This window comes from Bacteroides sp. BFG-606, from assembly GCF_024788145.1.
Taxonomy (GTDB): domain Bacteria; phylum Bacteroidota; class Bacteroidia; order Bacteroidales; family Bacteroidaceae; genus Bacteroides; species Bacteroides vicugnae.
Genome location: NZ_JANUIL010000001.1, coordinates 3670811 through 3685460, shown reverse-complemented (window position 1 = coordinate 3685460; position 14650 = coordinate 3670811). Strand labels below are relative to the sequence as shown.

The following is a 14650-nucleotide window of genomic DNA, read 5'->3' as shown; positions in this document are numbered from 1 at the left end:
ACTTCTTCTGCCCCAATGTGAACAAGATCTTACAATTATCTCACTTATTCAGCGCAAATGTAATAATTAAACTACAAATACAAGCACAATGTCATTCTTTTCTTCCCGATTCCTCGGCATATTGCTTAGGTAACATCCCGAACATTTCTCTAAAACACTTCGAGAAATAGCTGGGTGAACTGAATCCTACCCGGTTCGCTATTTCAACAATCGGCAACTGACTTCCTTGTAATAACTGTGCCGCCCGTTTCAAACGGATGCTGCGGATAAAGTCCGTCGGCGTGTGTCCGGTGATGGATTGTAACTTACGGTAAAGGCTCATACGCACCATACCCAAATCACCACTCAACTCTTCTACACCATATTCCGGATTGTCCATGTTCTTTTCTATGTATTCCAGACACTTCTGTATGAGTTGTTCATCTACCGAAGTGATAGTGATAGCACTCGGATTTACCTCTATGTTTTTACGGAATTCCTGTTTTCTCTTTTCCTGTTGTTCTATCAACTTTTCGATGCGTACCATGAGCATATCAAAGTTGAAAGGTTTCGACATATAAGAGTCTGCTCCTACTTCATAGCTGTTTATCTTGATATCATCAGCGGTGCGGGCTGTCAATAATATCACAGGTATATGGGAAGTCTGCACGTTCGTCTTGATCCGACGGCAAAGTTCGATACCGTCTACCTTTGGCATCATAATGTCACTGATTATCAGGTTCGGATTTTCTTCTATTGCTTTTCGCTCTCCTTCCTCGCCGTCTGCCGCTTCAATAATCTGATAGAAATCTTCCAACTGTTCTTTCAGGAAAGTACGGAATTCCTGATTGTCCTCCACTAACAACAGTTTCTTCAGGTTATCATCGACTGTAGATGTAGTGGTTTCTTTCTCTTTAACGTCCGGTGTTTCCGTTCCGATGATTTCTTCCGGCAGTTCGTCCGGTTCCGGTTTCAGATCCATCGGCAACCAAACGGTGAATACTGATCCGCGATCTATCTGACTGTCCACTTTAATACGGCCACCATGTATATTTACATATTCCCTTACCAAATGAAGTCCGATGCCACTGCCTATTTTTTCGTCCCCTTCATTTCCTACCTGATAGAAACGGTCAAAGATATAGGGAAGGTCTGATTCAGATATTCCGATTCCAGTGTCGGATACGGATATTCTCACGTAGTTTCTTTCTTCTATCTCTTCTGTTGCAAGCTGTAAGACTACCGTCCCGCCTTCCGGAGTATATTTGAAGGCGTTGGACAAGAGATTATTCACAATCTTATGTACCTTATCCCGGTCGAAGAACATATAAAGCGCTCTGTGTTCCGATTGGTTCACAAAGTTAAGATGCTTCTCTACTGCCATTGGCATGAAGTTGTTATAGGCCGAAACAATAAATTCCTCCATATCGCCGTTCATCAGATGCAACCTCTCTCCTTTCATTTCCAGTTTGCGGAAATCGAGTAACTGATTCACCAATGACAATAGGTTTTGAGCATTCTTATAGATGGTATTCAGTTGTTTTTTCATCGCATCATCTGTCAATCGACGTATCATCATGTCCAATGGTGTGATAATCAACGTCAGCGGAGTACGGAGTTCATGGCTTATATTTGTGAAGAAACGGAATTTCATCTGATCCAGTTCTTCTTTCTGCCTCAACGCTTCCGCTTCTTGCATACGAATCATCTTCTGCCGGTTGCGGTGGTTTATTACGTAGATCAGCCCGAAGATTAAGAGAATGCCTAAAATTGCATAGAAAACACGAGCGGCCAGTGTATCCCAAAACGGGGGATGAATTACAATTTTGAATGCAGACTCCGGTCCCCATATCCGGTCGTTTCCGGCAGCGGACACACGGAAGATGTATTCGCCCGAAGGGAGATTATTATAGACAACACGTCCTTGTCCATTCTCAAAAAGGGTTTCCGTCCATTCCTTGTCAAATCCTTCCAGTTGGTAACGGAAAGAGGTTTGAGAAGGATTAGGGAAGTTCAGACCAGAGAACTCAAGTGTGATATAGTTCTCATCATATTTTAATTGTACTTCGTCCGAATAACTTAATGCTTTATCAAATAAGACACGTCCGTTATATCTTTCGCCCGAAACAACCGGAACATTAAACAAGCGGAATGAGGTAAACAGAGGACGATTGAGGCACTGATTATCTATCATGTTTTCTGGTGAGAAAGCGATAAAGCCGTTCATCAGCCCCAGGAAAAGCTGATTATCCCTGGTCATTAACGAAGGGAAACTATATAAATCATCCTGACGGATTTCATCTTCCGACAGACAGCTGATTACATGAAAGCCGTATTTATCAGCTCTTCTGTCTACTTTTATCTTATAAATAGAAGTGACTGTCGAAATCCATATATCATGGTTCTTATCTTCCACTACGTTCAGGATGGCTTTGGACAGACCTTCTTCTCTCCCTAATGTGTAGCTTTGCCCATTGTGAGTCAAGACACTCAAGCCATATTGAGTGGCAAACCATAAAGTTCCCTCATGGTCTTTGAGTATTTGGTTGTACTTGATACTTCCCTGATTGAAGATTGAATTAGCCTGGCCGTCTTGCTCCGGTATCCATATTTTATTCGTTGCAGGATCGTAAATGTAAAGTCCGTTATCACTGCCTACGACCAACCGGGATTGGTTATCTATGGCCAATGCATTGGCTACTTTGTATTTTTTGAGTTCGGGGAACTGTTCGGACAATAAGTTTATTTGCCCGTTTTCCGGATTGAATAATCCTACACCACCATATATACTTACCCACAACCGACCGGAAGGGTCTTCGACCATGACACGGATATTACTGAAATCCAGTTCATTCTGATAATCCGTATCGGGATAATCGTAAGACCGTACCTTTCCATGATCTATACAGTAGAGTCCATCGTGGTATGTTCCGACCCAAACACGCTTCTTACTGTCTTCATAGAGTACACGGCAATTCTTCTGGCTGAATTCATGATAGAATCTGTCCATTCTCTTAGTCTCCGGTTCATAACGATAGACACCTTGTGTAGTACCCATCAGAATTTCTCCTTTAGAGGTTTCGAGCATACAGCGTATTTCCTCTCCTTTCCAGTCGCCATTTATCATCTTTTTGTTGTACAGCACTATTTTATTCATGCTGGGATGGTAATAGCACATTCCCTGATTATAGAGTCCTATCCAAACAGAATTGTTTTCCTTGTCGCAATAGATACTCTGAATGCCATTACGTACTGTATTACCTGATAATAAAGGAATGTCCTGTGTCCGGGTTACAGAAAAATTATGCATATCAATGACATAGAATCCATCGATAACGGTTCCTACCCATGCATTTCCACCTTTATCAATGTCCATAGAAGTGAACCATGAATAGTGTCCGAGTCGGATACCTGAAATTTGATTCCATTTTTTATTATAGACATCATAATAGCCTACTCCACGATCCCACATCAGCCAAAAGTCACCATTATCGAGTATCTTCAGAACTACACGGTCATCCGGTTTCAGTTGGTCTTTCAGGAAATCAAGTTGCTGTACAAAACGTTTCTTTTCCAAATCGTAGCAACGGATAGCTCCTTTCTGATGAACCATCCAACTGTATTTTCCATGACTTTCCACCCCGAGCAATCCGCCATAGTATTCCATAAACTCATCGTTCCTGCAAACCTGCTCGATTGATTTTGTCTCTGCATCGTACATATAGACAGAAGAACCCGGTGTCAGAAACCAACAGTGTTTTTCAGAATCAATGATGATATCCGCCACTTTATCCTTTAAGCCGAACTGTTGGAATAAAGAATCTACGTTATATATATACTGTTCGGTAGTCAAATCGAAGACACGCAGGCTCTTGCGTTCTTTCATCCACAAACGTTTATCAGCATCAATATACTGTTCAGGAATGATATGGTTATATGCTATCGAATATTCGCCATGAATATTGAAAGGGAAATTTGAATAGTTCGCACCGTCATACAGGCTTAACAGCACAGTGCTTCGCACACCGATACGTCCGTCCGGGATGGGGAAAACGCTTTTTACATAGTTATCCGGTAATCCTTCGACAACTCCAATCTGGCGGAATACATAAGGGGACTCTTGCGAGCTAATATAACCCGGATACAATAATCCCATCAGTATGATTAACAAACATATTCGAATTTTCATGGCCATCTTTTTTTGTAGTACTATTATTAAGTACGAATGAGAAATCAAATCCCCTTATCCTGCTTTACTATTATTTTCTGGATTTCGAGTTTATCTCCGGCTTGCTCTATCTGTAAACGAAGTACGCAAGCTCCTGCGGAAAGAGTGAGTTTTCCTATTTCTCTTTCCGTCCATTGTGCGGAGCAGGGTAATTTCACTGGTTCCGTCTTTACTTCCGAATCAAAAGCTACGGACAATAAAGAATTTCCTTTTGATTGATAAACTAGACAATAGGTGATTCCGGGATGAATGAAGTTACGTCGTTGCGCTTGTACTCCATTTTGAATGTTCCCTATCCATACAATCCCAATAATCCATATAATTCTGTTAATCATAGTGCGATTCGATTTCTTTTCTACCAAATGACAAGCAAAGATAGCATTTCGTAGTAAAAAGAAGCTCAAATAGATAAGTTATTATCTCTCTATTGCAAAGTTCTTTCCTTCTAATACTAAAGTTGCTCTTAACTAATAGAAATCTATAATTGCAAGCTTTGATTATAAAAACGAAAGTTTCATTTATATAATTGCAAGTTCTGATTATATAAATGAAACTTGCATTTATAGTTTATGTTTAACCTAAAGAAAGTTTGGTATTAGAAGAAAAGAAGTTTGCACCTAATGCAAAGAAATTTATCTATTCATACTTCATGTTCCAGATTATGCTATTTGACGGTGATTTTCTTTATATATTCATTCGTGATAAAATCATCTGTGTTTTTCATCTTCACACCATTGATCATCACATTATCAAAGATGATATTCTTGACGGAGCGTTCTTTATCAAACCCTTTCAATAGAGACGGATTCTCACCCACTCCATTATAAGTGATATTGCGGAAAGTAATATCTTCAATTCCCCGTCCGGGCTGTTTATCATACTTTGAATTGAAACGGACATTAATATGAAACAATCTTCCCTCCTGAATACTCTCTACACGGATATCTTCAAATAATATCTTACGTACCAGATTTTTATCACCGCAATCCACCGCCATACAGCCCTGATAAAGAAGATCATCTTCGTCATGTTCCAGAATATCGACATTCCGGACGGTTATATCCTCAACCACTTCTCCCACTGCGTCGTCCGGGTTACCGTGTCCTCCAATGTTGATCGGGTGAGCAATATCCGCCCAAAGGATTGAATTCTGTAAAGTCACGTTACGACTTCCTCCGTAATAGTTCCAGCGATGGGCATAGATGGCAATACAGTCATCACTGTTCCGCATAAAAACATTGTCTATTAATACGTCACTGCAACACATCAGGTCTATGCCATCACTCCATCCTTTACAACTGAAAGACTTTAAATTCTTGATGGTCATGCCAGTAGATTCACCACCAAATACTGTATAGTGATCAGGATTTATGACTGTAATACCGTCAATCCATACATTTTTAGAATGAGTAACTTCTATTCCACGGATCGAATGGTCGAGAATACCACGCCCGACAATGCGTACATTTTCAGCTTTATCAATCAGTAATTTAGCTTTTACAACAGCTCCGGGAGCTAAATAAACAGTAGTATTGGAAGGAATCTGTATCTGTGTATTCGGCAAATCTTTCGGACGATGGACACCCGGTCCGAAATACATCACTTTGTCACTGCTTTCAGTATAAGTTTCTGTTTCCAAAGGATTAGCAAACAAATGAAGATTATGCAAACGATCACCATTAAACTCAATCGACAGGTATTGAGGTCTAATTAATGTAAAAAAGATTGCATTGTGATTTACCGTATGTTGTATACCTATTGCCAACGGACGGATTTTCACATCCTGAATTGAACCATTGTTCTTTTTCACCATCACTTCTACGGGACTGCCCATATCAAACTGTACCATTGAAGCAGATTGTACCCGATCCATATCTACCTGAACTTCATATTCGAATACATCTTTCCATTCACCACCTGCTTCACGTACTTTGACTGTATAATCATCATTATGTGGCATACCTGTGTTCAGTCCTTCCGGATAGGTTACTAATTGAGCGTTCCCGAATGTTGAAAACACAATAGCTATCGCTAATAAACATTTTCTTTTGCCAAATAAAACTTCTACCATATTCATATCACCAAACTATGTTATACTTTAATTATTCTATTTATTGAAGTTCTTTGCAAAGCTACACTTTCTATTCCGGTCAGGTTGGCAACCTGGTAACAGAAACTGCCAAACAAGGAACCAATACAAAAAATCTCCTTTATTGTCTATTACGAACAATAAAGGAGATTTACCTAGAGTATTTCTGTTTTTTCAGTTTTCTTATTTCCCGCCTTTTATACTTGCCTCTGCAAAAACACTTCTCTCATAATTATCAGGCAAACCATCAGCTAGCCCGATACGGCGAAATATATATAGAAGGGCGCATTCAGTTTCCCTGTGTGTTTTCATACAATGAATAGTCGGATAATAAAGTGCCTATTTCTTTTCTTACTGGAAAGTAGGCATCTTGAATCTGTATAATAATCCACCTACCATGGAAGCTACGCGGTCAGGTCTTCCCTGTTCGGAGCCATCGTATGTATCGGTACGGATACCCACTTTAGGTTCGGCATACAGATACAAAGAAGAAGCCACTTTCAGCTTAACCTGCACACCGGCATCCAGTCCCGGCACTGCCTGAAACTTACCGTAACGGCGTACCAGTCCGGCAGTAACTCCCACAAAAGGAACAACGTCTATCACATGACCGGGGCTATATCCTTTTGCCAATGTGGCCAGACTCATCATATAATCCATACCCAAACCGGCATAATGGAGATTCATCTTCGACGACGTTTTGGCCTTGTACATAATTGTTCCGTTTACCCGCCATGCAGATAATGGAGTGTACCATTTGCCAATGCTTCCTTTTGCTTCTACACCTGCATTCTTCACCAAATCCTTGTTGGCTACGAGCAAGCTACCCAATCCAAGTGCACCGGAGATGAAGTAACGCTTGTCATCCTGACCAAACACGCTACGATTGGCTGCTTTTGAATAAGGAACAAAGCGATAGTGGAAACCTGCATTGACTCCTACCATCACGTCTTTCTGCATAAAGCCCAGATTGCCTTCGATGAATTTATCTCCATACAAGCGAATCTGTGGTTCAATATACAAACCGAGAAAATCATTCACATGCCATAATCCCTGTATGCCCGCATTAACACCCGGTTGGATTTTATGGTCTGATTGGGAAGTATAAGCAAGGTTGACACCTACCGAACCTATTAAATCAAAGATACGATCGGGATTATATCCGCTCATGGTAGACGTTATGTTCCACAAGTAATCAAGGCCGCCACTAACACTGGCATGTCTAAGTTTGCCCGCTTTAACACTTCCCGGAACTACATAGTTCGTAAAGAGTCCACCCATACCCACCAGGCGCAAACCGGAGTAAGGACTCAACCACTTACCGATAGAGACAGAGGCCTGCGGACCTAAAGAACCAAGGTTTTCAAGATTCGTCTTATTCAGGAACATTTGCACACCGATTCCCGAAGTCATAAACAGATTGTCTGCAATGTGATTGCTTGAGAATCCGTTCTTCGGACGTGCCGCACGGTCAATCGTATGATAAGTCAAACCAAAATTCAACTCTCCGAGTTGGTCTGTATTGCTACCTACTCCGCGACCTCCTGCATATCTCTTAGTATACACATTAAGGCGAGGTTCTATAAATAAATCCACAGAACGGTTGATACGGAAACTTCCTTGCACACCAACTCCTATTCCCGGAGCATACTTGGCGGTTTTATCCACTCCTTTCGTACCTGCCAGGTTAACTCCGGCAATACCGATCAGACTAAATATTCTGTCTTCATCATATCCCCAAAGAACATTATTGATATTCAACAGATAGTCCGCATGCAGATCGACATGCTTAAAGTAGCCGCTTGCACTGCCCGAAGGGGTGTCTGAAAGTCCAACTGTCCCGGACAAACGCAGACCGGAAGAAGGACTGAACCATTTACCGATTCCGGCAGAGAACTGCGGTCCTGCTCCTTTAATCGTATTCTTGATTCCCGGAACTTTCAGCGTACTGATACCACCGGATAAAGAGATAAACATATGATTCAGGAAAGAGCTATTATCAAAATCATCGAAATGGATCTTAGTTCCCATCGGAGCAGCAGGCATATAGTTCAGACCTACCAGAACCGAACCTGCCATTTTATAATTTCTCCAACTTTCCGTATGGGCAAAACCGTCATTATACCATCCGATCCGTGGCTCTACAAACAAATCCAATGTAGGAGAAAGACGTACATTTCCCTGTAAACCGAGATGAGCGCCGTAATAAAGCTGACCGCCACCTTTCAAATCCGGATACTTTTCGGAACGCCCGCTATTATCGCCCACCTTAGAATAACCGGCTTCTATACCTGCAATCCCCAATAATTCAAAACAGCGGTTCGCATTGTATCCGTATGCCAGAGAGGACATATTCAACAGATAGTCCAGGCTACCGCCCCCCATTTTTATTTTAGAATCGTAGATACTCGACGGCAGATAACCCAAATTCACCCCTATCCGAAGTCCGTGAACCGGAGTAATCCACTTTCCCATAAAGAGATGAGCGGTCATTCCCATCCCATCCTGACTGTCTCCACTTGTAAACAAGCTGTATGGCCCGATTCCGGCGGAGAAAAAGAGATGTTCATTGAATTTATTGCTCTCGAACTTTTCATTCGCAGGCCGTTTCTGTAACATATATTGCAATGCACCATAATCCTGTGCCTGTAAGGTAACAGCAAGCATCAGGAAGATTGCCGCTGCCACATATTTATTGTTGATTCTGAAGATATTCATCGTTTACTCTTGTTGTATATATCATTATTTAATTTTCTGCTCTTCCGGCAGCAAGTCAATAATATCCCCGTCCACCTTTGCTACTTCCAATAAGGAAGGATCAAGTTCAAGGGCCTTCTCAATGCTCATAATCGCATCACCTATTTTCTCCAGACGGTTGGCGGCAATCGCTTTTATATAATATTCGCGGGCTGTCTCTACATCCATGGCAGAAATCTTATCCCATGCTTCCTGATTTTTCTTCATTGCCAGTAGCATCACCACCTCATTGAAAGGACTGGTAGCCGCCACCTTTTCGAAAGCATCATTATAATAACCGGCCAATGCCTGAACGATGGCCTGCAAATCTTCAGAAAACGCTTCTTCGGGAACCAACGTCAGTACAGAATCCGCTTTTGTATATTTCCCTTCATGTAATAAGGCAATAGCCTGATTGGACAATAACTCTGCCGGTGCCGATTTACTGACAAACGGTTCGAGAATACGTGAATCCGGAGTATCTTTCTGTATTTTTGCCACTGCCAGTTCATTGGCTGCATACGTAAAATTATCATAAAGTTCAAGAGCTTCCCTGCAATACTTTTCTCTTTCGTCGGGAGTTTTTGCCGTCGTAATCATACGGTAATATTCGAAACGGGTCAGTTCCTTCGGATTCTTTCTGTAAAGTTCTCTAATCTCGTCGTCCGTCAAAGAACGGAAGATTGAATAACCATACGTATATTGCACCTTTCTCAATTTAGGCAGATAAGTAGCCGCAAGTTCCTTATAGAAAGGTTTCGATTTCAAGACCCCATTCAACCGGTAAGGAGTAGCTGCATATTGTTTGATTAAGTCCTCTACTTCTTTCGCCAATTCCGGTTTGGAATCCTTCTTCAGCAATTCAGCCACTTCCTTCCATGAAGCTACCGACGCATCCGATTTCACTTCCATCAGCTTGCGTGTTTCCGGATCCAGTTGGGCTAGAATACGTTCCAGTGCTTTATCCGTACGTAACTTTGCCAGACGGAGATTCGTCTCGTAGGAACCGTCCGGTGAAGCCACTCCCGTGATATGGAAACTCTTCAAAGAGGCATCCGGATTCGTATCAATACCACGTAATTCCTGATTCAACCGGTTCAGTTCCACCTGATTCTGTGGATTCTTATCATCCAAATCGGCTTTACCTACCAGGAAGGTCAGGTTAACCTCCCCTTTCGTATCCCGCAACTGCATCACGGGTTTCGGAAGATATTTCTCGTCCGTCAGGCTGAAAGCGGAGAATTTATACTCCAAGAAACGAAGCGGGTTGACTGTTCCGCGTGCAATGGAGAAAGAGTCGCGATAAATGATATTCCGGTAATTTTCCATCGCCAGATGCACATCCGCACGATAGTCATGTTGCAGATATTCTATATAGATAGAATCATGATAAGCAATAATATCCCCTTTGCGTGAAGAAGTCGTTTTCACACGGATGTAATCGTGCAAAGGGTCTTTATCCATATCATAATCGTACATTCGATTTTGCGTTGTATTATAAGTATCTCCGTCGAATACAACAGGACGCATCAACAGACGCTTTTTCAGTGTCACATCATAAATGGAAGGCTGCAATACCAAGCGGCGATGTGAGTTAAACATCTCCTTAGGCACCGGGACACGGGTTTTCAGATGGAAATAATTACCTTTGATTTCGATGTCCGTAGGTTCCGGAATCACTTTATCCTTCACTTTGGAAGTAATCGTTACCTCGTCCAGTTCGATGACGGCATCTTTCAATACCACATTCAGAATCTGCTTTCCTGCCACCTTCACCGTTTTGTCCTCATAACCGACACATGTAAACTTCAACGAGCCGTTTTTCTCAACCAATACACTGTAACGGCCATCCTCGTCGGACATTTCTATACGTTCATCATTGACCGGATTCAGCACATTTACATTCGGAACACTTTTTCCCTGCGGGTTTGTGACATGCCCCTGCACACGGATCCGTTGGGCAGATACATTCATGCCGACTAACATCATCGCCACGAGAAGTATACCTGCTAATCTATCACGTTTCAAATTGATTTTCATTCTCTTTTCTGACTAGCTAATGTTCGTTATCGAATAATATAAACAAAAGATACCCCCAGTTTGACAGGTGCAATGGTGGTCTTACTATCGTTGACCGCACCCGGTTTCGGAGTACCCTTATCATACTTAAACTGACGGTAGCGCAACACACCCACTCCGGCAGTTGCTTCGATATTCCAATGATCGCCCAGCACCCATGCATATCCATAGGTCAAACCTGCGGCGTATGCATCGCCTTTGTGATGCACATCTTTCACCATCATATTAAAATTATTCACGAAAGCGGTGATTCCAAGAAAATGACTCACCATCGGACGATTTAGCCAGTAACGAACTTCAGGCTGAAAATGCGTGAAAGTCGTTTTAAAGTTGTCTGTACTGATTGGGTTCGCAGCAATCCCCATGTTTAAGGAAACATGGCTACCCAATACAAATTCTGCTTCTACATTCGGACTGGCGGTCAGCCAACCTAATGCATTTGTCTTTACAGCCACCCGCTGTGCGTGCACATGTACACCACAACATAATAACAGAAATGATAATGCAGCAATTACCCTGCGACCATTTCTCATCACATATACCATCATTTATTTCCCACTAAATATTTCCCACTAATATTTACCCACAAAAAAAGGGCTTACTGTCCATTTTATATACTACTTGGACAGAAAGCCACAAAATTAGAAAAAATATAGTATTAAAAACGTTTAAACGCGCTTTTTTTGTTTTTTATTGCAACTATTTCCATCTTAGGCCATAATATATCATACTACGGACAAGATATACAATTTTTCTTTATTACAAATGAAACATCAGATACGCAACAATATAGGCTCCGGCGCAGCATCGGATTTTATCTTCTTATCGCCGATAACAACCGTACAGGGGGCAGAAGAAATAATATACCATTTTCCCCCTTTCTTTTCGAGCAATACATTGGCGGCATTGTCGGTCTGGATCATTATCCCGGGCGTAACCAATTGGGTTCCATTCCCTAAAAACAACGTCCGGTTTCCTGCATATTCATTGCTGATAACGGCATAATCCGCTTTCACTTTCATTCCCTGATAAGTAGCGGTTTGTGCAGCATCGGATAGAGAGAAGATATGATCTATACGTCCGTTTTTGCTTTTCACACAGATTCCGGCAAAGTCTTCTAAACCTGCTCCTTCCGCATCAAAGTAAGAGACGGACTGAATAGCGGACGGTTCTTTTTTCGTGCTCGGTTCGTATATCGAAACAAAAGGACGATTCCATGCTTCTCCATGCTGGCGGGCAACAAATGTCAGCGTCGGCTGCTCCTTTATATTATAGGGCATATTCGGTGTGCGGCTCAACCCTTCGGTCATTGGCGCCAAGGCCGTAAAGACTTCACGATCCGGTGCGCCTTTCATCCAAAGATTCATGTATATATCATCGCCATCCTTATCTTTCATATCAATGGTGAAAGTTGCCTTGACATCCTTATCGGTTGCAGCCACTTTCTTATCATATAAATAGGAATAAGCGTAAAGATGTGCACCTGCAAAGGAGAGTTCTTCCGTAGGCTGGAGATTCAGGTCGCTGCCATCTGCTGCCGTCAATGTCAAAGTCTGCCCAAGGTTATGATAGAAGTAATCGTGCATCTTATCGCCTCCTTTCTCTTTCCGGCTGCGGAATACATCGACATAATATCCTGTCTCCGCCCCGGTAGTGACAATACTCATCATACGGGTCTGATCCGCCCTGCTTTCCGGTTCACGGAAATAAAGGTTACTGTAAGTGACGGACGTAAATGCTTTGCCCGGTTCCGCTGATGCCGGAAAACAGGAAAGCAACTCAAAAGAATGGTTACTTTTCATCACCGGATAGCTCGATATTCCATCCACACAAACTGTATTATGACTAGGAAATTGAGAATAATATTCTGCATAATCCAGTCCGCTGTACAGGAAAAGCCCGATACCTGCATCCGGACCCAGTACATATCCTTTTCCGTAAAGTTCCATCGAAATGCCGTTAGCGTGCATGTGATTACCTTCACTGCCATTCAACGAAATCATCAAACTGTTGCGCGGATGCATACCGTTGCGCTGTACCAGCCACGACACATTGGGAGCATAAAATAAAGGAGAAACATAATCTTCTATCTTTCCCGGCTGCACTTTGGGATTTAGCGTCAGCGGTTTATCTTCAAAGAAAGAATTGACAGATACACGCACATTCTTCTTTTCTGTTTTATCATTTCCCAAATCCGGGTTCAGGCATTTCAGTAAAGCCGTGAAATAGTTTTCCTGTCCTTTCTTCCCGTTCGCCTGTGCATTCTGTATCATACGGATAAAGAAGTTCGTACTCAAATATCCCGGATGCGTATCTCCAAAGCCACAAATCATGCGGTTGGGAAACAGATATTGGGGAGTGGTTGCTACCGCTTTCGACAATACAGGCATTGCTTTCACCAAATCATATTGCAGATTCGTATCAAACTGATTCACAAAATTGGCATAATCATTGATCACCACACTGCTATATCCCGGACATTCAGCCCAAATTCCTGTATTGGTGTCGAAACCGTAATCCGCCAGTCGCGTCAGACTCCATTGGCGGATGCTGGAACGGTTCATCACATAGTCGATATAATATTCGCGTCCTTTTCCGTCGGCATATTCCTTATTGTCTTCCAATACCAATCCGACATTCATAATAAACCGTGCCTGTAACAAATTCCAATTGTTATGAGGTACACCGTTCGCAATGATATTATCCGCCCATTTCTTGAAAGCTCCGGCATAGATTTCCATTTTATCCGGGTAATTAGCCTTTAGGTAATTATATAGAAAATCATATAAAGGGACAACGATATGGAGTGCATCTTCATGGATTACCTCGAAAGAAGTCAGCCCTACCAATGTTTGCTGATGCCCGTGGTTCAAGTCGATGGGGACATTTCTATAATAAATCCCCGTCATATATGTATCAAAGACTCCTGCGGCAAGTTTGGCGAACTTCTCTTCATCCGTCATCCAATAAAGGAAAGCGGCATCACGGGCAATTCCCAGAATTTCGCAGTTCAGACTTTCGATATTCCTCCCGGTTTTGGATGGGTGTACACTCTCCATAGGACGGTCGGGAAGTGCATTATTGCAAAAAGTCACATTCCCGTCCGCATCATCATAAGGAACGACATCCGCCAATTTGGGGCGGCCGTGACTAGCAGCCGTTCCACGGGTTCCTGTATAGCGCACAGTAGGATAAGGAGCCTTTTCACCGCCTGCATGGTCGAACGTTTCACCTTTCACATATACTTCCGTGGCATGAGATTTCCAGTACATCGCCAAACGGGACAACAACCAAGATGGTTGAGCATCCGTCAGGTTTGTATATACTTCCGTCCGTTCCTTCAATTTATTGAAGACATCTTTCGCCCATTCTTCTTTTCTAATCAACTTCCATGTTTCCTGCTTTCCCGCCGGAGTGGTCAGTACCCGCGGATGCGCCTGCGGCATCGTTTCCGGCAAGGGAATCGCTTGTCCGGATGCACTGTTCAGAAAGGATAAAAAACACAGTCCCAGTAAAATTCGTCTCATACTTCAATTATC

At 42.4% G+C, this 14650-nt stretch carries 7 protein-coding genes; all 7 read right to left on the bottom strand.

What is annotated here, in order from left to right; translation table 11 throughout:
- Window positions 1-91: 91 nt before the first annotated feature.
- Window positions 92-4168, bottom strand: a complete 4077-nt coding sequence (locus tag NXV01_RS13710; protein ID WP_259022661.1) for a hybrid sensor histidine kinase/response regulator transcription factor — start codon at window positions 4166-4168, stop codon at window positions 92-94.
- A gap of 44 nt (window positions 4169-4212) precedes the next feature.
- Window positions 4213-4542 (bottom strand): hypothetical protein, encoded by a 330-nt coding sequence (locus tag NXV01_RS13705; protein ID WP_234132037.1) that lies wholly within the window; start codon window positions 4540-4542, stop codon window positions 4213-4215.
- 329 nt (window positions 4543-4871) lie between these two features.
- On the bottom strand, window positions 4872-6284 hold the full coding sequence (locus NXV01_RS13700; protein WP_148366008.1) for a glycosyl hydrolase family 28 protein: 1413 nt from the start codon (window positions 6282-6284) through the stop codon (window positions 4872-4874).
- Window positions 6285-6647: 363 nt separating this feature from the next.
- Entirely contained in the window at window positions 6648-9014 is a 2367-nt protein-coding gene (locus NXV01_RS13695; RefSeq protein ID WP_259022660.1) for a hypothetical protein, read from the bottom strand.
- A 24-nt stretch (window positions 9015-9038) separates the two neighbouring features.
- Window positions 9039-11072, bottom strand: a complete 2034-nt coding sequence (locus NXV01_RS13690) for a tetratricopeptide repeat protein (protein WP_259022659.1) — start codon at window positions 11070-11072, stop codon at window positions 9039-9041.
- Between the two features lie 26 nt (window positions 11073-11098).
- Entirely contained in the window at window positions 11099-11644 is a 546-nt protein-coding gene (locus tag NXV01_RS13685) for a DUF3575 domain-containing protein (RefSeq protein WP_195359185.1), read from the bottom strand.
- A 240-nt stretch (window positions 11645-11884) separates the two neighbouring features.
- On the bottom strand, window positions 11885-14638 hold the full coding sequence (locus NXV01_RS13680) for a heparinase II/III family protein (RefSeq protein ID WP_195648991.1): 2754 nt from the start codon (window positions 14636-14638) through the stop codon (window positions 11885-11887).
- Window positions 14639-14650: the final 12 nt, after the last annotated feature.

Bases quoted from the DNA above. Each gene is read 5' to 3' on its own strand.
- NXV01_RS13710 (WP_259022661.1), bottom strand. From the start codon at position 4,168: ATGAAAATTCGAATATGTTTGTTAATCATACTGATGGGATTATTGTAT.
- NXV01_RS13705 (WP_234132037.1), bottom strand. From the start codon at position 4,542: ATGATTAACAGAATTATATGGATTATTGGGATTGTATGGATAGGGAAC.
- NXV01_RS13700 (WP_148366008.1), bottom strand. From the start codon at position 6,284: ATGAATATGGTAGAAGTTTTATTTGGCAAAAGAAAATGTTTATTAGCG.
- NXV01_RS13695 (WP_259022660.1), bottom strand. From the start codon at position 9,014: ATGAATATCTTCAGAATCAACAATAAATATGTGGCAGCGGCAATCTTC.
- NXV01_RS13690 (WP_259022659.1), bottom strand. From the start codon at position 11,072: ATGAAAATCAATTTGAAACGTGATAGATTAGCAGGTATACTTCTCGTG.
- NXV01_RS13685 (WP_195359185.1), bottom strand. From the start codon at position 11,644: ATGAGAAATGGTCGCAGGGTAATTGCTGCATTATCATTTCTGTTATTA.
- NXV01_RS13680 (WP_195648991.1), bottom strand. From the start codon at position 14,638: ATGAGACGAATTTTACTGGGACTGTGTTTTTTATCCTTTCTGAACAGT.